The sequence below is a fragment of the Streptomyces yunnanensis genome, assembly GCF_029011865.1.
GTDB classification, from domain to species: Bacteria; Actinomycetota; Actinomycetes; order Streptomycetales; family Streptomycetaceae; genus Streptomyces; species Streptomyces yunnanensis.
Genome location: NZ_CP095749.1, coordinates 8003911 through 8025116, shown reverse-complemented (window position 1 = coordinate 8025116; position 21206 = coordinate 8003911). Strand labels below are relative to the sequence as shown.

At 72.3% G+C, this 21206-nt stretch carries 17 protein-coding genes; 1 reads left to right on the top strand and 16 read right to left on the bottom strand.

The window, feature by feature from the left end; genetic code table 11:
* Nucleotides 1-159: 159 nt before the first annotated feature.
* The 8 genes from MOV08_RS34960 to MOV08_RS34925 form a co-directional block, all read right to left on the bottom strand.
* Nucleotides 160-876: a YcnI family copper-binding membrane protein gene (locus MOV08_RS34960; RefSeq protein WP_275310264.1), complete on the bottom strand. Its 717-nt coding sequence runs from the start codon at nt 874-876 to the stop codon at nt 160-162.
* A 93-nt stretch (nt 877-969) separates the two neighbouring features.
* On the bottom strand, nt 970-1638 hold the full coding sequence (locus MOV08_RS34955; protein WP_275310263.1) for a hypothetical protein: 669 nt from the start codon (nt 1636-1638) through the stop codon (nt 970-972).
* Nucleotides 1639-1830: 192 nt separating this feature from the next.
* Nucleotides 1831-3351, bottom strand: a complete 1521-nt coding sequence (locus MOV08_RS34950; protein WP_275310262.1) for a PepSY-associated TM helix domain-containing protein — start codon at nt 3349-3351, stop codon at nt 1831-1833.
* A gap of 225 nt (nt 3352-3576) precedes the next feature.
* Nucleotides 3577-4374 (bottom strand): hypothetical protein, encoded by a 798-nt coding sequence (locus MOV08_RS34945; protein ID WP_275310261.1) that lies wholly within the window; start codon nt 4372-4374, stop codon nt 3577-3579.
* A 199-nt stretch (nt 4375-4573) separates the two neighbouring features.
* A complete protein-coding gene (locus MOV08_RS34940) occupies nt 4574-5506 on the bottom strand; it encodes an isocyanide synthase family protein (RefSeq protein WP_275310260.1) in 933 nt (310 codons plus the stop codon).
* A gap of 163 nt (nt 5507-5669) precedes the next feature.
* A complete protein-coding gene (locus tag MOV08_RS34935; protein WP_275310259.1) occupies nt 5670-6947 on the bottom strand; it encodes a cytochrome P450 family protein in 1278 nt (425 codons plus the stop codon).
* Between the two features lie 11 nt (nt 6948-6958).
* Complete coding sequence (gene asnB / locus MOV08_RS34930) at nt 6959-8785, bottom strand: asparagine synthase (glutamine-hydrolyzing) (protein WP_275310258.1); 1827 nt, start codon at nt 8783-8785, stop codon at nt 6959-6961.
* 16 nt (nt 8786-8801) lie between these two features.
* The gene (locus tag MOV08_RS34925; RefSeq protein WP_275310257.1) at nt 8802-10214 is read right to left on the bottom strand and encodes an MFS transporter; all 1413 of its coding nucleotides are present in this window, start codon (nt 10212-10214) and stop codon (nt 8802-8804) included.
* 312 nt (nt 10215-10526) lie between these two features.
* On the opposite strand from MOV08_RS34925, the gene MOV08_RS34920 reads away from it, so the two are divergent.
* Nucleotides 10527-10742, top strand: a complete 216-nt coding sequence (locus MOV08_RS34920) for a heavy-metal-associated domain-containing protein (RefSeq protein WP_039638316.1) — start codon at nt 10527-10529, stop codon at nt 10740-10742.
* A 90-nt stretch (nt 10743-10832) separates the two neighbouring features.
* Here MOV08_RS34920 and MOV08_RS34915 read toward each other — a convergent pair whose 3' ends face one another.
* The 8 genes from MOV08_RS34915 to MOV08_RS34880 form a co-directional block, all read right to left on the bottom strand.
* On the bottom strand, nt 10833-11648 hold the full coding sequence (locus MOV08_RS34915) for an ABC transporter ATP-binding protein (protein WP_275310256.1): 816 nt from the start codon (nt 11646-11648) through the stop codon (nt 10833-10835).
* Complete coding sequence (locus MOV08_RS34910) at nt 11645-12772, bottom strand: FecCD family ABC transporter permease (RefSeq protein WP_420834238.1); 1128 nt, start codon at nt 12770-12772, stop codon at nt 11645-11647. Before MOV08_RS34910 ends, MOV08_RS34915 begins: the two co-directional genes overlap by 4 nt.
* A gap of 2 nt (nt 12773-12774) precedes the next feature.
* On the bottom strand, nt 12775-13845 hold the full coding sequence (locus tag MOV08_RS34905; protein ID WP_275310255.1) for an ABC transporter substrate-binding protein: 1071 nt from the start codon (nt 13843-13845) through the stop codon (nt 12775-12777).
* 350 nt (nt 13846-14195) lie between these two features.
* On the bottom strand, nt 14196-15074 hold the full coding sequence (locus MOV08_RS34900) for an RICIN domain-containing protein (RefSeq protein ID WP_275310254.1): 879 nt from the start codon (nt 15072-15074) through the stop codon (nt 14196-14198).
* Between the two features lie 747 nt (nt 15075-15821).
* On the bottom strand, nt 15822-16040 hold the full coding sequence (locus MOV08_RS34895) for an EF-hand domain-containing protein (protein WP_039638309.1): 219 nt from the start codon (nt 16038-16040) through the stop codon (nt 15822-15824).
* Nucleotides 16041-16327: 287 nt separating this feature from the next.
* Nucleotides 16328-17674, bottom strand: a complete 1347-nt coding sequence (locus MOV08_RS34890; RefSeq protein WP_275310253.1) for an MFS transporter — start codon at nt 17672-17674, stop codon at nt 16328-16330.
* Nucleotides 17675-17744: 70 nt separating this feature from the next.
* A complete protein-coding gene (locus tag MOV08_RS34885; RefSeq protein WP_275310252.1) occupies nt 17745-19178 on the bottom strand; it encodes a nitrosuccinate lyase in 1434 nt (477 codons plus the stop codon).
* Nucleotides 19175-21181, bottom strand: coding sequence for an FAD/NAD(P)-binding protein (locus MOV08_RS34880; protein ID WP_275310251.1), 2007 nt, complete (start codon nt 21179-21181; stop codon nt 19175-19177). The genes MOV08_RS34885 and MOV08_RS34880 overlap by 4 nt, the downstream gene beginning before the upstream one ends.
* Nucleotides 21182-21206: the final 25 nt, after the last annotated feature.

The window sequence follows — 21206 nt, the reverse complement described above, 5'->3', positions numbered from 1 at the left end:
TCTCGGCAGCCCCCAACCAACCGTTGAGGTCGGCGCGGGCGCGGGCCACCCGCGAGCGCACCGTGCCGGCCGAGTTGGCGGGCATGACTGTGGTGGGGCGGTAGCAGCACGGTGTCCGCCCCACCAGAGCGTGCCCGGTGTCCCGGTTGGCTACGGGCGCTACGGGCGGGCGGAGCGGCTGCGGTAGAGCGCGATGGCAGCCGTTCCGATGCCCAGGACTCCCGCGATCAGGCCCGCGATGCCCAGGGCCCGGGTGGTCGAGTCGCTCGTGGCGGCACTGGAAGCCTTGGGAGCCGTGGGGGCGGCGGAGGCGGCTTCGTCTGCCTTGGTGAGTTTCAGCACCGGCGCCGGGTTCTCCGGCTCTGCCTGACCGGTCTTCGGCTCTTCGATCCAGCGCACGACCTTGCCGTCGGAGTAGGTCTGGAGCGTCTTGAAGGCCAGCTGGTCGGTGTTGTCGGGGAGTTGACCGAAGGCGACGCTGAAGTCCTGGTACTGGCCGGGCTCGATCTTGCCCTTGGTCCAGGTGATCTGCGCGACGGCTTCGTTGATGGTGCCGTCGTCCGTCTTGATCGGGTTCTTCAGCTTGGTGGTCTTCACCTGCGCGGTCCAGCCGGGCTCAGGGGTGACGAGCACCGAGGGGATGGGGTGGTCCGTGGGCAGGAAGACCTGGACCTGCGTGGTGTCGGCGTTGTCCTCCTCGTTGGGGACCCGGAAGGTGAGGGTGCCGTCGGTGGCGCCCTTCGGGTAGCTGTCGGGGTGAACCGTCACGTGCGCGAAGGCCGAGCCCGCGGCGGTGAGCAGCCCGGCCGTGGCGAGGGTGGTGACGAGGGTGGTACGGCGCAGAGCGCGCCGGAGGGTGGTGTGCCTCGGGGACATGGGGACTCCGTACTGGTGGTCGTCCGGCGGCGGTGATCGGCCGCCGAGGGGTAGGGGTGAGCAGGCCGTCGTTGCGGAGAACGGCTGGTCGGCTCACACGGGCAGAACGCGGTACGGGTCCGGGAGCGGCGGGCCGCGGCGTGACACGGCGTGGCGCAGCAGGACTTGGCGCAGCGTCCGTTGCCCGGCTGTCCGCCCACCGGGGACGACCGGGTACGCGAGAGTGGGCTGCCGGCCCGCTCGGGTGCCCCACCACGCCAGCAGCCCCGGCACCAGCGTCATGGCCCTGCGCAGCAGGGACCACAGTGCTGCTTCGCCCCGTCGCAGCCACCAGGACGCGAGCAGGGCGGCTGCCGTGTGCGCTGCGGCGGCGTGGGCCGTCGGGTGCGGGTGCGCCATCATCCGCGTGGCGTGCATGACCGTCGGCGTGCTGGTGGCGGTGAGGCGCCGGGCCGGGGACTGGGCGGCGTCGAAGGCCAGGTGCAGGGTGCCCTGGGTGGTGAGCATGGCGCCGCCGATCCCCAGCAGTGATCGCTCCCGGGCGCTCAGCAGATAGCCGAGAACGAGGACGGTGAGGAATCCGGCTCCGTCCGCCCACATCGGTGGCGCCGAGCCCACCGCGAGTTGGTGACCCGCGGCGGACAGCGTCAGGCACACCGCGGCGAACACCGCGGCGCGCAGGAGCCGCAACGCCGGGGAGGCATACGCGACGGCCGGGCCCTCCCCCTCGGGCCGGAGCGCGTGGCGGTCCTTCGTCCTCATGCGCAAACCTTCGTTTCGCAAACCTTGGTTTCGCGTCCGCGCCGGGCGAGGAGCACGCCCCACCTGGGTGAAGCGTCCTCCCCTCCCGGCTTGTTGGCCAGATGCCGGATCGTTGGTCAGACGTCGGCTCGTTGGTCAGACGTCGGCTCGTTGGCCAGACGTCGGCTCGTTGGCCAGACGTCGGCTCGTTGCTCAGCCGAAGAACCGGCGCAGCGGGGCGATCCGGCGGATCAGCAGCCAGTCCAGGGTGAGGACGGCCAGCATGGAGATCCCGGCAAGAGGCATGGCCACCCCGAGCACCAGCATGATCAGGGCGACGCCGCGGGTGACCCGGGCGTCCTGGGCGCGGCGGGGTGCGCCCAGGCCCTTGCCGGTCGGGCGGCGGCGCCACCACATCACGACGCCGCTGACGGCCATGCCGATGACGGCGAGGCAGGTGCCGAGTGCGACCAGGAGGTTGGGCAGGCCGAAGCGCTCGCCCTGGTGGAGGGCGATGCCCTCTTCGACGAGCTTGGACAGCAGGCCGTACTGGGGCCAGCCGTAGGAGGCGAGCACCTTTCCGGAGTACTGGTCGAGGAAGAGGGTGCGCTGCTTGGCGGGGTCCGCCTCGGACTTGCCGGAGATCGTGTAGACGCCCTTCGGGCCCTGCGGCAGGGTCACGGTGAAGGTGCCGGGCACGCGCTCGTGGTGGGCGACGGAGACGGCCTGCTCGATGGACAGGCTGCCCGGCGCGGCACCGTTTCCGCCCTGGCCTGCCATGTGGCCGGCGTGCCCTTCATGCCCCTGGTGTTCGCCATCGGCCTGCGAGGTCGGGACCTGGACCTTCTCCGCCGCCCAGGGCACGGAGGTATCGGGGTTGGAGGTGAGGCGGTCGGCGGTGGTAGCCGGGATCTTCGAGGAGACCTTGTAGTCCTCGGCGCTCGGGGCGCCCTGCTTCGTCGCGGTGATGACCTTCTGCAACTGCTGGCCCCACAGGCCCGTCCACGGCAGGCCGGTGGCGATGAGCAGCAGCAGGAAGACGGAGACGGCCGCGCCGACGGTGGCGTGCCAGCGGCGCAGCCCGCGCCGTCCCGTCCGGCCGCGGCGGGGCCGGGCTCGCCACCACAGGTACAGGCCGGTGCAGGTCAGGATCGCGGCCCAGGACGCGGTCAGCTCCACGAGGCGGTCGCCGACCGTCCCGCTGAGCAGGTTGCCGTGGAGGTCGCGGACCTTCTGCATGAAGGTCGTGGCGTTGTCGACCGACCCCAGCACCTTGCCTTCGTAGGGGTTCACGTACACCGACACGGTCGGCGCCCAGGGGCCGCCGCCGTCGGCGGCGAGGGTGACCATCGTGCTGTGTGTGCGGTCGCCCGGTGGCGTCACGGACTGGACGGTCGCCTCGGGCTTCGCCTTGCGCACGGCGTCCACCTGCGCGGCCAGCGGCACCGGCTTGGCGCTGGCGCTGTGCGGGGCGTGGACGGTGCGCAGGTCCTTGTAGACCCAGTTCTCGTAGGCGGGTTTGAACAGGTAGATGCCGCCGGTGACGGCGAGCAGCACCAGCAGCGGGGTGACCAGCAGGCCGGCGTAGAAGTGCCAGCGCCACAGGGTCTTGTACAGCTGGTTACGGGAGGGCCGGGCGCGGTCGGTGCCGCGGTCCGGCCCGGTCTCCGGAGAGGGGTCCGCAGGGGTGTCCGGCGTGGCGTCCAAAGTGGTGCCCGGCCTGTCTTCGGACACGCTCGGGGCGTGCGTCATCGCAAGTCGTCTTTCGTCGTACCCCGCGGCCGGGCAGCACCGACCGCAGGTGATCGCAGCAGGAATCCGGACGGCCGCGAAACACAGACACGGCCGCCGGGCGGCGGACGGGCGTACCGAGACGCCGTCCGGGATGCCGCGTGTGCGCCGCGCAGGGCACGGCGCAGCACAGGCTCCGGCTGGCGGAGCCCGCACACCACGCGGTGATCAGTACGCGAAGGACAGCGGGGGGCCGCGGCGGATGACGGCGTGCCGAACCACCGCCAGGTGCGGTTGCGCCGCCGCGGCCCGGCGCCGGGCCCGCCGGGGCCCGACGTGTGCCACGGGCACCGTCACGCCTCTGAGGAGCAGACGCAGCAGCCGATGGAGCGACCGGTCGGCGGCGGCGGCCAGGGCCGCGAGCAGTGCGAACAGCGCACGCTCACCGCGGTGCAGCCACCAGGCACACACCAGGCCGGCCAGGAGGTGCGCCGCCAGCATGCCGACGCCGGCGTGGTGCATGGCGGGCATGGCGGGCGTGGGGTGCATGCCGGTCATCGCGTGCATGGCGTCGGTCTGGGAGCCGCCGCGAGCCAGACCCTCGGCGGGCCGGCGCACGGGGGGACTGTCCCAGTCCATGCCCCCAGCCCGCACGACCTGCCGCATCGACCGGTCGAGGAGGGGCACCGAACCTGCCGCCGGGCCAGGGTGACCGCACAGCAGCAGATCGGCCCAGGCTGCGGACTTGCCGGGGGCCTGGGCGGGTGCCGCGGTCCCCTGCGCCCAGGAGAAGAACACGTGCAGACCGCCCTGGCAGGCGAGCACCCCGCCGGCGATGACCGGCAGGGACCGCTCACGGCCGGCGGCCAGCCCGGCGCACACGAGAACCGTCACCGCGGCCGCCGCCAACGCCCACCCCGGTATCGCCGGACCGGACATCACGGCATGCCCGGCCGCGGACAGCACGACGCAGACCGCGGCGAACACCGCGGCCCGGACATATCGCACAGCGGCGGTGACAGGCATGGCGCCGACATCATGACAAGGAGCCCGGAAGCTTTCAGACGCGGGGTGGCCGAATGTCGACCATGGTGCGTCCAAACGATCAACGTCGGCTTGATCGTTGATGACACCCATCCGCCGATCCCGTCGGCGCACGGGCACCGGACGCCGCCTCCCACGACCAGGCTCCTCGTCGTACCGGGCCACGGTTCAACCAGTCCGATCAGCCCTGCTCGAAGTGGCTGGGCCGTCCGTCGTACTCGACCAGGCGGCCCAGCTCGGCGGCCTTCGCCCGGGGCATGAGGGTCCAGGTGCCGTCGGTGCGGCACAGGGCTGCCGAGTGCCAGGGGGTGGTCCAGGCGTCGGGGGCTTCGAGGAGGCGGATGCCGAACTTGGGGGCGCCGACGGGCTGGGGGTGGATGGACAGGCGTACGGAGCGGGGGTGGTGGTCGGCGATCAGGTCGCCCCAGGCGCGGCTGCGCTGGATGACGCCGTACGCGCGTTGCCGGCACTCGCGCTGGAGGGCGGATCGGGTGCCTGTGTGGTCGGCGGTGTCCTCGACGAGGAAGCGGGTGATGCCCCGGTAGAGGGCGAGGGTGTTGGCGTCGGCGCGGACCTCGGCGCGCAGGGCGTCCAGTGTGGGGGCGTAGCGCTTGTGGAGGTGGGCGCGCTGGGTGTCGTGCGGGAGGTCGCCGAATACGTCGCGCAGGTCGAATACCGACAGTCTCGTGAGCCCCGATCGACCTATGAGGGTGCGGAGTTCGTCGGCATAGGCGTCGATGTGCTCGTCGGGGACGCGGATGAGGTCGCCGAAGGCGTGGCCGTCGGAGCAGACGACCATGCGGGCGCCGGGCGGGTAGATCCGCTCGATCTCGTTGCACAGGGCGTTGAGGAAGCCGAGGGAGAGGCGTTCGCCCTGGTCGGGGAGGTGACCGAGGACTTTGGCGGGGTTGGGGGACTTGCAGGGGAAGGCGGGCAGGGTGAACGTGACGGGGGCGTCGTCGCGTACGAAGTCGGCGACCTGGCGCAGTTGGTGCGGAAACCTCTCCGCGGAGGCGGGGCCCGGGTCGGTCGTTCGGTGATGCGGCAGGAGCAGGTTCAGGATCGCGATGCCGAGTCTCGTGGGGAAAGTGCCCGGCGCGGTTGTCGGCGGCATGTCGTTTCTCCGGGAAGCAGGAAGCGGGAAGTGTGCGGGCACGACGGCATGACGGCATGGCGCCGTGGCGAGGGGCGGCCAGGCGCCGTCAGGCGCATGAGGGGGTGATCAGCCGGGCCCGGGGCGCGCGGTGTGCGCGGCCCCGGTCAGCCGGCGGCTGGTGTCAGCGGCGTCGGTCGTAGCTGACGGGCAGGTGGTTGGTGCCGCGGCCGAGGACTGCCGGGATCCACGCGATGTCCTCGTCCCTGATGGCGAGGCGGAGGCCGGGGAGCCGGGTGAGCAGGGCGCCCAGGGCGACCTGGAGTTCGGCGCGGGCGAGGGCCGCTCCGGGACAGAAGTGGATGCCGTGACCGAAGGCGAGGTGCGGGTTGGGGGTGCGGTCGAGGTCGAGGGTGTCCGGGTCGGGGAAGCGGCGCGGGTCGCGGTTGGCGGCGCACAGCGAGACGATCACGGAGTCGCCGGCCGGGACTTCGGTGCCGTACAGGTCGTCGTCCCGGTCGAGGAAGCGCCAGGTGGTCAGTTCGAAGGCGCTGTCGTAGCGGAGGAGTTCCTCGACGGCACGGGGCAGCAGGTCGGGTTCGTCGCGCAGGCGGGCGAGCTGCTCGGGGTGGCGGAACAGGGCGATCAGTGCGGTGGTGATCTGGTTGGTGACCGGTTCCTGGCCGGCGACGAGGAGCTGGAAGATCATGGAGTCCAGCTCCTCCTGGGACAGTTCGCGGCGGTCGCGGGCCACGACGAGGCGGCTGAGGAGGTCGTCGTCCCCGTGTTCGCGCTTGTGGGCGACGATGTCGGCTATGTAGCTCTGCAGGCCGTGCAGTCGGGCCTCGTACAGCGGTCGTCCGGGGTCGGTGGGTCCGACGGGCTGGACGACCTTGCCCCAGTCGCGGTCGAAGCGGGCGGCCAACTGCTGTGGGAGGCCGATGACTTCGGCGAGGACCTGGAAGGGGAAGAGGGCGGCGAAGCCGGCGACGAGGTCGGCGGGGCCGGTTTCGGGGAGGGCGTCGATGAGGGCGTCGGCCAGTTCCTGGAAGCGGGGGCGCAGGCTCTCGATGCGGCGGGGGGTGAAGGCGTCGGTGACGAAGCGCCGCATGCGGGTGTGCTTGGGCGGGTCCTGATGGAGGAGGTGGGCCTGGAGCTGGGAGTGCTGGGGTTCGGGCATGATCGAGGCGCGGGCGCGCCAGCGGTCGTTGCCCCGGTCGTGGTTCTTGCCCAGGCGTTCGTCGTTCAGGGCGGCGTAGGCGGCGTCGTAGCCGGTGACGAGCCAGGCGTGTACGCCGCTGGGGAAGAGCACGCGGTGGACGGGGCCGGCCTCGCGCATCCGCTCGTAGAGCGGGTAGGGGTCGCTCTTGTAGGGGCAGCCCGTCAGCGGGACCGGGTCGGGCAGGGGCTCGGGCCGGGGCTTCGGCTCCACGGCAGACAGGGGTGGTTCTTGGATGGTCATGTGAGGGCTCCTCAGAGGGCGAGTTCGGGCCGGTGGTGGTCCAGCCACAGGGCCAGGTCGACGACACGTTCGAGGCGGAGGCGGTGGCCCCACACCAGCAGGTCGGGCGGGGTGTCGAGGCAGGGCTTGAGGCGGGGCTCGTCGGCCAGGGCGCGGACCTGCTCGCTGGACAGGGCGTCGCGGGCGAGGTCCTGCAGGCCGCGGTTGTAGTCGGGGTGGTGGGTGGCCGGGTAGTGGTTCTTGGGCCGGTGCAGTACGGAGTCGGGTGCGAGCCCGGCGCCGGCGGCGCGCAGCAGGCTCTTCTCCCGGCCGTCGAAGCTCAGTTGCGCCCAGGGCGTGGCGAAGGCGTACTCGACGAGGCGGTGGTCGCAGTAGGGGACGCGGACCTCCAGGCCCTGGGCCATGCTCAACCGGTCCTTTCGGTGGAGGAGTTGGCGCAGCCAGCGGGTCAGGGACAGGTGCTGCATCTCGCGCTGCCGGTGCTCGGCGGGGGATTCGCCGTCCCGATGCGGTACGGCGGCCAGCGCGCTGCGGTACGTGTCCTGGCGGAACTCCGCCATGTGCAGGTCGAGTTCGGGGTTGAGCGGCATCGCGGCGTCGTCGCCGTTGACGAGCAGCCACGGGAAGGTGTCCGCGGCCAGCGCCTTCGGACTGTGGAACCAGGGGTAGCCGCCGAACACCTCGTCCGCCGCCTCGCCGGAGAGGGCCACGGTGGAGTGTTGGCGGATCTCGCCGAACAGCAGGTACAGCGAGGTGTCCATGTCGCCGACGCCGATCGGCGAGTCCCTGGCCACCACGACCGCCTTGCGGTGCTCGGGGTCGAGCAGGGCCAGCGGGTCGAGGACGACCGTGCTGTGGTCGGTGCCGATGAAGGCGCCGGCCTCGGTGGCGTACGGGGTGTCGTGACCGGTGCGCAGCACGTCACCGGTGAACTCCTCGGCCTGGTCGCTGTAGTCGACGGCGTAGGAGCGGATGCGGGCGTCCGGGCCCTCGCGCAGCCGGAGTTCGTCGGCGAGCAGCGCGGTCAGGACGGTGGAGTCGATGCCGCCGGACAGCAGGCTGCACACCGGGACGTCGGCCTCCAGTTGGCTGCGGGCCGCCGAGTCGACCAGCGTGCGGATCCGCTCGACGGCGGTGTCCCGGTCGTCGTCGTGGACGTCGGCCTCCAGCTGCCAGTAGCGGCGCTCGCGGATACCGTCCCGGTCCAGGACGAGCAGCCCGCCGGGCTCCACTTCCCGTACCCCGGACCACACGGTCGGCCCGGTGTTGAAGAGCAGGCTGTACGCCTCCCGCAGCCCGTCGGCGTCCACCCGGGGCCGGATCTCCGGGTGGGCGAACAGGGACTTGGGTTCCGAGGCGAAGGCCAGGCCGCCGTCGACGGCGGCCCAGAACAGCGGTTTGACGCCGAGGCGGTCGCGTACCAGCAGCAGCCGCTGCGCACGCTCGTCCCAGACGGCGAAGGCGAACATGCCCTCCAGGTGCCTGGCGACGTCCTCGCCCCACTCGGCGTAGGCGCGCAGGACCACCTCGGTGTCGCTGCGGGTGCGGAAGTGGTGGCCCCGGCCCCGGAGTTCGACCCGCAGTGCGTGGTGGTTGTAGACCTCGCCGCTGTAGCTGAGGACGTGGATCGGCCGGTCGGGACGATCGGTCATCGGCTGCCCGCCGCCGGCCAGGTCGATGACGGCCAGGCGGCGGTGGCCGAGCGCGGCGCGCTCGCCGAGCCAGACACCGCCCGCGTCCGGGCCGCGCGGGGTGAGGGTGGCGGTCATGGCCTCGATGACCGGCGCCTGGGTGCGGGCGTCGCCGTGAAACGACGCCCATCCGGTGATTCCGCACATGCGCGTGACTCCCTGGTCAGTTGTGGGCGGCGGGCGCCGCGTCGGTCGTCTTCTCGGGCCCGGGCGCGAGTCTTCTTCTGCCGGGCAGGGCGAGCAGGGGCACGGCGACGCAGGCGGCCGTGGCCGCCAGCGCAAGCCCGGCTCGTACGCCCTGGTCGGGGCCGGCCAGCCCCCAGGCGGCGGTGGCCAGGGCGGGGCCGAGAGTGAAGCCGAGCGTGCGGGCGAGTTGCATCGTGGATCCGACGGTCGCGGTCCGGTCCCGTGGTGCGGCGCCCATGACCAGGGCCTGGGTGGGGCCGCCGTTCAGGCCCATGCCGACGCCTGCCAACGCCAGCCGCCAGGCCACCTCCAGCGGTGACCAGCCGCCGCCCAGCGGGACCAGCAGAAGCAGACCGGTGGCGGTGACGACGGCACCGGTGACCGCGACCGGCCGGGCGCCATACCAGTCGGCGAGGCGCCCGCCGATCTGCCCGGCCAGCCCCATGCCGAGGGGGAAGGCGAGGACGGTCAACCCGGTCGTGGTGGCGCTGACACCGTTGTCGCGCTGCAGGTGCAGAGCGACCACGTAGTGCATGGCGGCGAACCCGGCCGCGAGGGACAGCACCGCGCCGTGGGCCCGGAACAGCCCCGTGGCCCGCAGCACACCGGCCACCGGCCGGCCGCCCGGACCGCGCGACCACCACCACAGCGTCGGGACCGCCGCGAGCCCGAGCACCAGCCACGCCGGGCGGTCCGACGCCAGGGTCAAGGCCAGCAGCAGGACCGCCACGCCCGAGGCCACCAGCAGCGCGTCCGCCACGGACCGCCGGTCGGGCCGGCGCAACCCGCCGTCCCGCGGCATGACCCTCCAGGCCACGACCAGGGCGAGCACACAGAAAGGGATCTTCACCAGGAAGACCGCGTGCCAGCCCAGGTGGTCCAACAGCAGCCCGCCCACGGCCGGTCCGGTCACCGCGCCCAGCGGCCCCAGGGTGGCGGGCACGCTCATCGCCCGCCCACGCTTCTCCGGTCGTACGGAACGGACCGCGAGGACCGGCATCAGCACGAACAGCACCGCAGCGAAGGCACCCTGCACGAGGCGGGCGGCGATCAGCCAGGCCGCCCAGGGTGCGGCGGCGGCCAGGGCGCTGCACAGGCCGAACCCACAGGTCGCGGTCAGTACGGCCGAGCGCAGCCCCACTCCGTCGAGCCACCGGCCGACCGGCAACAGCAAGGCCACGACGGGCAGTTGGTAGCCCAGCACCGCCCACTGGGCAGTCGCGGTGGACACCTGCAGACCGTCGGCGATGTCCGCCAGGGCCACGTTGACGATGTTCATGTCGAGCATCGCCACGAACGCCAACACACCCGACACGGCGACCAGCGCCCAGCGGTCCTCGCCGGCGGGTGTGCGACCGGGCGGTTCCGCACCGGGAACGTGCTGTGTCACCCTTCCCCCCTCATCCTCAAGAGCGGACTACCCGACGGCAGTCCCGTCTGAGGAGTCGTGAGGAATCGAAGGTGAGTTCCCGGCTCCGCCCAAGAAAGTGACCTGCAGGCTGGTTTTCCGGGCTGACCAGCACGGCGGGTCGGGTTCCGCTAGTGGCGTCCGGATTGCCGAGCGGAATGGCCGCACTCCCCCACCGATCCGCGGAACTCCATGCTCCACCCGGCCGACTCCTAGGTGAGGGCGTCGCCCTCACCCTCCGCACCCGCGGATCGGTCCGCAACCGGAAGCCCACCGACACCCAGGAGTTCTCCCATGGCCCAGAAGCAGTACACCGTCACCGGCATGAGCTGTGAGCACTGTGTGGCGAGCATCAAGGAAGAAGTCTCCGAGGTGCCCGGCGTGCGCGAGGTCGAGGTGGACCTCGCCGCGAAGGCCGTCACGGTGCGCGGCACGGACCTCGACGACGAGCGGCTGCGCGCGGCCATCGTCGAAGCCGGCTACCGCGTCGCCGCCCCACTCGCCGCCTGATCGCCCGGAAGGAGCCGCAGACCGGGCAGGACGCAAGCACCGTCCCGCCCGGCCGCGGTCATCCATCGGTGCGTTCAACCACCGATGCGTTCAACCGCCGGTGCCCACCTCCACCGCCGCAGCCGCCTCCGCGCCGACCGCCGCCCGGTGATCGAAGGCGATCAGGAGGTCACCGGTGAGGGGGTGGTCGACCACGGCCGCCCGCACCCCGAACACCTCGGCCAGCAGGCCGGGAGTGAGGACGTCGCGGGGCGGCCCGGAGGCGACCACGGCCCCGCCGTGCAGGACGTGCAGCCGGTCGCACACGGCGGCGGCCGCGTTGAGGTCGTGCAGCGACACCAGCGTCGTACGGCACTGGGCGCGCAGCAGCGCGAGCAGTTCGACCTGGTGGCGGATGTCGAGGTGGTTGGTCGGCTCGTCCAGGACCAGGACGTCCGGGTTCTGGGCGAACGCGCGGGCCAGCAGCACGCGTTGGCGTTCGCCGCCGGACAGAGCCGTGAACCGGCGCCCGGCCGCCGCCTCCATCCCGACGTCGGCGAGGGCTCGCACGACGATGTCCCGGTCGGTGGCGTCATCGCCCGCGAAGGCCCGCTTGTACGGCGTCCGCCCCATCGCGACCACCTCGCGCACGGTCAGCTCGAAGTCGCTGCCCCGTTCCTGCGGCAGCGCGGCGACATGCCGCGCCGACCGGACCGCGGACAGCTCGCGCAGGTCGGTGCCCGCCAACAGCACCCGGCCCGCGGTGGGCTTCAGGTGCCGGTAGACGGTGCGCAGGAGCGTGGACTTGCCGCTGCCGTTCGGCCCGACCAGGCCGGTGATCTCCCCCTCGGCCGCCACCAGATCGGCCCCCGCCACGACCGTGCGGCCGGCGTAGGCGACGTGCAGGTCCTCGATCTCGATTCTCAACTGCCGCTCCCAAGGCGCCGGTCCAGCAGATACAACAGCGCCGGAGCGCCGATCAGCGAGGTGACCACGCCGACCGGCAGCTCCTGCGAGTCCATCGCCGTACGGCAGACGATGTCGACCACCACCAGGAGCAGCGCGCCGAACAGCGCCGAGAGCGGCAACAGGCGGCGGTGGTCGCCGCCGACGACCAGGCGGCAGGCATGCGGCACCATCAGACCGACGAAGGCGATCGCGCCGGACACCGCGACCAGGACGCCGGTCACCACGCTGGTCACCGCGAACAGCTCCCGGCGCAGCCGGGTGACGTTGACGCCGAGTCCGGCCGCCGTCTCGTCGCCCATCAGCAGGGCGTTCAGCGCCCGGGCACGCGCCTGGAACCACAGCAGGCCGGCCGGCACCACGACCGCGGGCACCACCAGCAGCGGCCAACTGGCGCCGCTCAGGCTGCCCATGAGCCAGAACAGCACGCTGCGCGTCTGCTGCTCGTCCCCGGCCTGCAACACCAGATAGCTGGTGAAGCCGGACAGGAACTGGCCGATCGCCACCCCGGCCAGCACCAGCCGCAGCGGCGCGAATCCCCCGCCCCGCCGGGCGATGACCCACACCAGGACGAACGTGGCCAGCGCGCCGGCGAAGGCCGCGCCGGACAGGCCCAGGCCCAGCACCCCGCCCGCGCCAAGCCCCAGGACGATGGCGGCGACCGCACCGAGCGACGCCCCGTTGGAGATGCCCAGCATGTACGGGTCGGCCAGCGGGTTGCGCACCAGCGCCTGCACCGCCGTACCGACCAGGCCGAGCCCGGCACCCACCAGCGCGGCCAGCAACGCCCGTGGAACCCGCAGTTGCCACACGATCAAATCGTCCGTGCCGGGCCGCGGGCCCTCACCGGCCAGCCGCCGCCCCACCACGCTCCACACCTCCCCGGGCGGGATGGACGTCGAACCCCAGGCCACCGCGGCCGTCAGCGCAGCGAGGAGCGCCACGCCGAGGACCAGCGCCAGCGGTCCGGCGCGCAGACTCCGCGCGCCCCGGCTCGCACCGCCCCGGTTCCCGCCGTCCCGATTCCCGTCACCCCGGCTCGCGTCCATGGCCTTGCGGCGGGACGCGGACAGCGTCGAGATCACGACTAGCCGACCTTGCCCGGGTAGAGGGCCTTGGCGATCGCCTCGACCGTCTCGGCGTTCTCGACCCCGGCGATGGTGGTCTGCTCGGAGCCGATGCGCAGGAAGTGGCCCTCCTTGACCGCCGTCAGGCCCTTGGTGGCCGGATTGCTCTCCAGCCACTGCTGCGCCTCGTCGAACGCCTTCCTGTTCGCCGCCGCGCTGCCCCGGTTGCGGATCCCGAGCTGGATCCAGTCCGGGTTCTTGGCGATCACGTCCTCCCAACCGACCTGCTTGCGGTCGCCGTCGCAGTCGGCGAAGACATTGCGGGCGCCGGCCAGGGTGATCACCGCGTTGGCGACCTGGCGGTTGCAGATGACGGTGGGCTGCTTGGTGCCGGCCTCGTAGTCGAAGAAGAAGTACGTCGGCCGCTTGCCCTCCGGCGTACCGCCGACGGCCTTCCGGACGGCGTCCACCTTCTCCTTCATCCCCGCGACGAGTTCCTTCGCCCTGGCACTCGTACCGGTGACCGCGCCGAGCGAGGTGATGTCGGCCTCGACCGCCGACAGGTCCGTCACCGGACCCTTGCGCTGCGCCGCGCAGGCGGTGGACTTCAGGTAGATGTGCTTGATCCCGGCCGCCTTGAACTCCTCCTCGGTCGGCGCGTCGCCCATCCCTCCCCCGCCCATCCCGCCCATGGCCGCGAACGTGTCGATATACAGGTCGGCACCGGAGCCGAGCAGCTTCTCCTTCGGGATCACGCCCTTGCCGAGCACGTCGACCTTCTGCGCCTGCGCGTCCAGCGCGCCGGGCAGGGCGCCCTTGCCCGGCGGGAAGCCCGTACCGATCACCTTGTCGCCGGCCCCGAGGCGGAGCAGCAGTTCCAGGCTGGAGGCATTGCTGGTGACGATCTTCTTCGGAGCCTCGGAGAAGGTGGTCTTGGCCCCCATGCAGTCGGTGACGGACACCGGGTAGCCACCGGAGGCGGCCTTCCCGCTGCCCCCGTCCGACGCGTCCTTCACTCCGCTCCCGCAACCTGCCGCCAGCAGGCCGCCGAGTACGACGACCGCCGTACCGCCCCACACACGAGAACGCATCGAAACCCTCCAAGATCCACTCAGCAGCGGCGGACAGATCTCCGCCACCCGCTCCAGTAGTCGGGGCGAACCCCCATCGAGTTCCCTGCCGATCGCCACAACGACTCAGCAGGCCCCTTTGCGCGGCTGCCAGGCACAACGGAGTTCGTCGACCGTGCGCACGGGCACTCGGCGGAGGCACTGGCCCCAGCCGAACCGCAGCTCTCCGAGCAGGGGCTCAACGTGCTCGGAGAGCGGTCGGCGATCGTGCCTGGCACCACGGTGAGGGTGCGGTGCGCTGGTGAGGGTTGAGCAGACCCTGCGGTGTGCAGGGCCTGCTCGGTTCTTGAGGAGCCTTCGGACCAAAGCCGTCAGACGCGCTCCAGGCGCCATTTCTGCGCGTCGGTGTCGTTGAAGGTGTACTGCTGCACGTTCGCGCTGTTGTCCATCGACATGCCGGCGACGTCCACGGCCTTGCCGCTGAGGACGCTGCTGATCACGAAGACGCCGTCGCCGAGGGGGGAGACCCACCAGCGTTGGTTGGTGCCACCGTTACCCGTCCACTGCTGGATGTTGGCGGTGTCCTGCAGACCGGCCTTGTCGACGTCGAGGAACATCCCGCCGGCCTTGGACGTGATCTCGTACTCGCCGGTGACGTCCCACGGGGACCGGCGGCCGGCGCGCCGTACGGCCTTGAACGTCCACTGCTGGTTGGCGCCGCCATGACGGGTGTACTGGCCGACGTTCGCCCCGCTCTCGTTCTCCTTGCCGAGGATGTCCAACACCTTGCCGCTACCGACGTTGGTGAGGATGTACGTGCCCTCCTCCACGGGCAGCCTGTCCCCTCGCACCTGTGCGGCGTCCGAGCCGTGCGGGAAGATGCGTATCGAGGCCGTCCTGTTCTTCAACGCCGGACCCAGGGTGGTACGGGAGGCACCCACGATGGCACCGAGGTCGTCGATCTCCCGGGTGTCCTTCTCCGCGACGGACCCCAGCTCGTCACGGGGGCCCACCTGGGCGGCGAAGCCCTTGAAGCCGGCCTCGACGTGCAGGGCCAGGCTCTGCTCGGTGTGGTCCACCACCGACAGGACACGACCTTCAAAGCCGAATGCCCGGACGTCGCCCAGCGTCTGGTCGGAGAGCAGGATGCGGCCCCTCTCCTTGGTGTTGAAGTCCTCGTGCTCGTAGACCGCGTACCAGCCCTTCGGGCACACCTCGACGCCGCTGCCCTCGAAGATCTTGACTGTCACCCTCGTCCGTCCTTCTCTGCATCAGCTTCCCGCGCACCGCGGGCCAGGTCATCACCCTAGGGTCCCAACCCGATCACCAATAGTGATCAAATTCGGTCACTGGCCCGTCGGTTCCGCATGTGCGTCATGGTGAAGTCGGTGGTGCCGGCGTCGGCGCGGCGGCCGATCATCCTTGCGGATGACCTTTTGTCGTCGTGATCCGCCCAGGATGGAGCCATGGCGTTCAAGCTGTCTGTGGACGATGCGGCGGGTACGGGCCCGCGTCGGACATTCCGCCTTCGGCCGGACACATGGCCGGGACTCGTTGCCGCGGTGTGGGGGCTCCTGTTCGCGGTACCCAGTTTCGCCTGGGCGACGGGATTCACCTTCGGTGCGCGGACGACGGTGTCGCCGTCCCTGGTGAAGCTCGCCGAGGACCGGGTGGCGTGGTTCGTAGTGGTTCATCGTCGGCGGTCTGGCTTTCGGCGTGGCCACCACACGGTATGTCCGCCGACTGGGCGTCCGGGGCGAGCTGCGACTTCATGGAGCCGTGGGGGCGCTGGGCGCGTTGCTCCTGTCACTGGCGTCGATGATCACCGGAATCGGTTGATGACCGGGATCGGTTGGTGACCGGGATCGGTTGGTGACCGTCGCGCAGCTGCCGGACCGGTTCGCGACACGGGGGGGGGGACGGCATCCCCGGCCAGGCGCCGGATCGGCGGGATGACGAACCGGGTCCGGCACGTTCACGTACCGGACCCGGCAGTGTCAGCCATTCATGGCCGCCCAGAACTCCTCGAAGGACATCTTGCGGTCGCCGTTGGTGTCCAGGGAGTCGATCAGCTCCTGAGCCTGCGCCTCGGTGATCTGAGAACCCTCCAGCTCGGCAACGACCTTCTGGTACTCCTCCGCGGTGACCTGACCGTCCCCGTCGATGTCGTAACGCTCGAAGACCTTCCGCGCCGCCGTCTCCACGATGTCTGCCATGTGCTCATCCCTTCTGCGATCTTCGTTGACGGGCCCAGGTTATCCGTCCGCACGGAGCAACGACGGCGCGCCCGAGCCGCCCGGCTGTTGCGGGCCCGGCCCGCTCCGGGTCGCCGCACGCCACTGCGTGCGGACCTCCTCACGGGCGGGACGCGGAACGGGTCGCCGGCGGGGCGCAGTTGCTCGCCTGGCGGGCCGGAATTCGGGCGCTGACGTTCGGCCATTCCACCCAACTTCTCGCAGAGAAAGGGGAGTTGGGGTGACCTTCGCGGCGGCGGCGGGCGGCTTCACAGGCGGCCGGCGAGCGGCTCCGGCTGGGAGGCCGCGGCGGCGTGTTCCAGGTCGTGGCCGCGGGTCTCGGTGGTGAGCCAGACCGCGGTGGCGCTGACCAGGCAGGCGACCAGCATGTACAGGGCGACCAGGGAGGGGTCGTGCCCGCCGGCGGCCGACAGCAGGGTGGTGCCGGCCAGCGGAGCGAGTCCGCCGCCGATGACCGCGGCCAGTTGGTAACCCATGGACACCCCGGTGTAGCGGGTGCTGGTACCGAACATCTCCGAGAACAGGGCCGGCACCGGTCCGAGCAGCGCGCCCATCGGGAGCGGCGCGAGGACACCCAGCGCGAGCATCATCAGCGGCACCGAACCCGTCCCGACCATGAGGAACACCGGGAAGGCGACCGCGCCGAGGAGGAGCGCCGCGCCCAGCAGGACCGGGCGTCGCCCGATCCGGTCCGACAGGGCCGCCGAGAGCGGCATGGCGACGGCCGCGGCGAGTCCGTTGAGGAGTTGGCCGATCAGGAGGTCGGTGCGCGCGTAGCCGGCGCCGGTGCCGAAGCTGATGACGAAGACGCTGGTCAGCGCCTGGGACACGGTGGCGGCGAAGACCACGAAACAGGCCAGGAGCAGGGGTTTGGGCGTGCGGAGGACCTCGACCAGCGGTCGGCGGACGACGGCGTTGCTCTGCTGCACCTGGGAGAACAGCGGGCTCTCGGTCACCTTCAGCCGCACGAACAGGCCGAGGGCGAGCAGGGCGGCGCTCAGCAGGAACGGCACCCGCCAGCCCCAGGACAGGAACTGCTCGTCGGGCAGGGTGGCGAACAGGGTGAGGACGAGGGTGGACAGCACCGTGCCGGCCGGGCCGCCCAGTTGGACGAGGCTGGTGAGCAGGCCGCGTCGGCGCCGGGCGGCGTGCTCGGCGGTCAGCAGCGCGGCCCCGCCCCACTCGCCGCCGACCGCGACGCCCTGGACCAGGCGCAGGGCGACCAGCAGCGTCGGCGCCAGGTTGCCGACCTGGTCGTGCGTGGGGAGCAGCCCGATCAGGGTGCTGGCGACGCCCATCAGCACCATCGAGAGCACCAGCATCGCCTTGCGGCCCAGCCGGTCCCCGAAGTGGCCGAAGAGCGCCCCGCCCAGCGGGCGGGCGACATAGCCGACGGCGAAGGTGCCGAAGGCGGCGAACGTCCCGGCCAGCGGCGAGAGGCCGGTGAAGAAGAGCTTGTCGAACACGAGCGAGGCGACGGTGCCGTAGAGCATGAAGTCGTAGTACTCGATCGTGCTGCCGAGCAGGCCGGAGAGCACGACGCGGCGCATCTGGGCCCGGCGGTGCGGGCCGGATCCGGGAACGGGCTGAGACATCGCGGTACCCCTTGCCTGTGCGGATGCGGTCGTGGCGGGACGTGGATCCGAGGTGCGGGAACGCGGTCCGTCAGCGCGGGCGGACCGTGCGGCGGTAGTGCGCCAGCGCCCGGTCGACGAGTGCGCCGGCGGCACCGGTGTAGCGTCCGGGGTCGAGGAGTTCGGCGAGCGCGGCCTCGTCGAAGCGGCCGGCCAGTTCGGGGAGGTCCGGCAGGACGGCGCCGAGCGGTCGGCCGGTGCGGACCGCCTCGGCGGCGGCACGGCTCATCAGCGACTTCGCGGCGACCTTGCCGACCACGGGGGCCAGCACCGCGGCGAGCCGCTCCGTGATCAGCAGGCTGCCGGTCAGCGCCAGATTGCGCTCCATCTGCCGGGGGTGCGCGGTCAGCCCCTCGGCCAGCTCCACGGCGGTGTGCGCGGCGCCGCCGGCCAGCCGCAGGCACTCCCGCATCGGCTGCCACTCGGCGTGCCAGACACCGGCCGGCCGCTCGTCCTCGGCGAGCATCGCCTGGGCCAACACCAGGGAGAGGGCGGGCACTTGCAGGGCGGCCGAGCGGATGAGGGTGGCCAGGGCGGGGTTCCGCTTGTGCGGCATCGCCGACGAGACGCCCCGGCCGGCCGCCGCCGGCTCGGCGACCTCGGCGATCTCGGTGCGCGAGAGCGTCTGGACGTCCACGGCGAACTTGCCGAGCGCCCCGGTGACCTCGGCGAGCGCCGCCCCGAGCCGGGCCAGCGGACCGCGTGCGGTGTGCCAGGGCAACACCGGCTCGGCGAGGCCCAGTTCGGCGGCGAAGGCGGCGATCAGCCGGTCGGCGTAGCCCGGGACGTCGGGGCGCGCGGCGATCCGGGCGTACTCCACATAGCCGGCCAACGTGCCGGCCGCCCCGCCGAGTTGGGCCGGCAGCCGGTCGCGCAGGGTGCGCAGCTGCGCCCCCGCCTCCTGGACGGCCTGCAGCCAGCCGGCGGCCTTCAGTCCGAAGGTGACCGGCACCGCGTGCAGCGCCAGGGTGCGGCCCGGCATGGGGGTGTCCCGGTGCCGCGCGGCGAGTTCGGCCAGCGCCGCCGCCACCCGGTCCAGATCGGCCAGGAGCAGGCCGGTGGTCCGGTGGGCGACCAGGATGGCGGCGGTGTCCATGATGTCCTGGCTCGTGGAACCGCGGTGGACGTACTCGGCCGCGGCCGGATCGGTCGCGGCGACCGCGGACGTCAGTTCCTCGACGAGTGCCACCACCGGGTTGGCGGCGCCGCGGCTGCGCCGGGCCAGCGCGACGAGGTCGAGCCGGTCGGCCCGGGCGGTCCGGGTGATGGTCGCGGCGGCCTCCTCGGGCACCACGCCCAGGTGGGCCTGGGCCCGGACCAGGGCCGCCTCGGCGTCCAACAGCGCCTGGAGCCAGGCCCGGTCGGAGGTGGCCGCCTCCGCCGGGGCGCCCGCGCGCACCGGCGAGAGCAGCCCGGAGTCCGGGGCGAGGTCGACGTCCGGGGAGGAGGAGTTCGGTGATCTCATACCGTCGCCTTCGTGCTCTCGGATGCGGTGGCGGTCGCCTTCGCGACCAGGGCGAGGGCGGCCCGGGCGACGGCGTCGGCGTCGCTGAGCGTCACCGAATTGACGCCCGGACGGATGCCGGCGGCGGTCACCCAGTGGACCGCTTCCGTCGGCACGCCGAAGGCGAAGCGCCGCGGGTGGGGGCGGCCCGCCGCGTCGACCAGGCGGTAGAGGCGCTCGGTCACCTCCAGTCCGCCGGTCCGGTACACGGTGCCGTCGGGGTCGGGTATCCCGTACGCCCGGCACCCGCCGTCGGCCAGGAGGCGGCCGAGCAGCGGATCGGCGGTCCGGCGCAGGTCGGTGTCGGGCAGCCGGGCGTCGATGAGGACCGAGGTCCGCACCTCGGATTTGGGGACGGCACCCGCGCGCAGGGCGAAGGTCCCGGCCCCGGCGTCGGCGTGCGCGGTCACGTCGGGGCCCAGGACCTCCAGCACGCCCGCGTCGATCAGTGCCACGGCCTCCTCGATCCGCCGTACGGGCGGGCCGATGGACAGGAAGGCGTTCAGCGGTGTGTACCACCCGTCGAGGTGCCGGTGGTGGGAGTGGCCGGTGAGGCCACGGTGGTCCACGACCAGCCGCACCTCGTTGCGCAGGTCGCGCAGGACGTCCAGGGCGGCCTTCAGCGGTCCGCTGACGTTGCCGGCCCGGGCCTCGGCGATGTCGTGGCGGAGGTGGTCCAGCAGCCAGGCACGGAAGTCGTCGGGGCCGGTGAACGTCCGGTCGCCGTAGGGGCGGGCGATCCGCTCCCAGTCCCAGTGGCGGTCCCGGGGGAAGCCGAAGGTGTCCAGGACGCGGGTCTCCGCCGGGGTGTTCCAGGGCGCGGCGAGATAGCGTCGACGGAAGCTCTCGGCGGCCCGTACGCCCTGTTCGGCCGCGAGGAAGGTGGTGTAGTAGACGGTCTCCACCTCCTTCGCCACCAACGGCCACACGTCGCGGCGGAAGTCGACGCCCGCCCCGCCGGCCGCCCGTGCGCGCAGGTCGGCGATCGCCTCGGGCGTGAGCACCACGGGCACGTGCCGCCCGTACGGGCCCTTCTCGTTCTCGCCGCGGGAGTGGAAGGGGACGCCGCGGCGGGAGCCGGCGTACAGCCGCGGCTCGTCGCCGGACGGCAGATAGCGCAGCGAGCCGTCGTCCCGGCGCTCGAAGCGGCCGCCGCGGCCCACGGTGAACAGCGCCATGTAGTCGAAGAAGTTGAGGCCCAGGCCGAGCAGGCCGACGCGTTCCCCGGCGCGCACCCGGGCGAGGTCCGCGTCCGCCGGGTTGGCCGGCGGGAAGTACACCAGGTCGCGCTCGGCCGCGAAGCGGGTCAGCGCGGTCTCGCGCGAGGTGGCGCGGGTGGGCAGGTGGCCCTGCGCGAGGATCACGGCGTGCAGGTCCCCGAGCCGGGTGCCGTCCTCCAGGTGCACGGTCTGGAGGCGGCGGCAGCCGTGCTCGGCGTCCCGGGACGGCGTGGGGGCCGCGGCGGGGTGGGCGCCGTCGTCGAGGGCGACGGCCCGCGACCGGTGGGTGTGGACGCGGACGTGGTCCGGCGCGGTGTCGACGACGCGTTGGAAGACCCAGCGCAGGTAGTGCCCGTAGAAGGCCCGGGTGGGGTACGAGTCCGGCCCCAGGGCGGCGGCCTCGTCCAGGACGTCGGACGGGTACTGGTGCCCGTCGAAGGGCCCCATCAGGGTGAGGAACCGAGCCCATTCGTGCAGGCTCGGGCCGGGTAGGAGCGGACCTTCGAGGTCCACGCTGGCGTCGGTGAACATCGTCACCTGCGAGGCGACGGTGTTCATCAACAGGTGCCGCGACTGCGTGGTGCGCCAGACCTGACCCGCACCCGCCGGGTGGGGGTCCACGACGTGCACGGCGATCCGCCGGTGCGGCGCGATCTCCCGGGCGTTGGCGCAGATCCGCTCCAGCACCGAGAGTCCTCGTGGGCCCATGCCGATGATGCAGATGTCGAGTCGTGGGCTAGACATGGCATTCTCCAATGGGTTGCGTGCG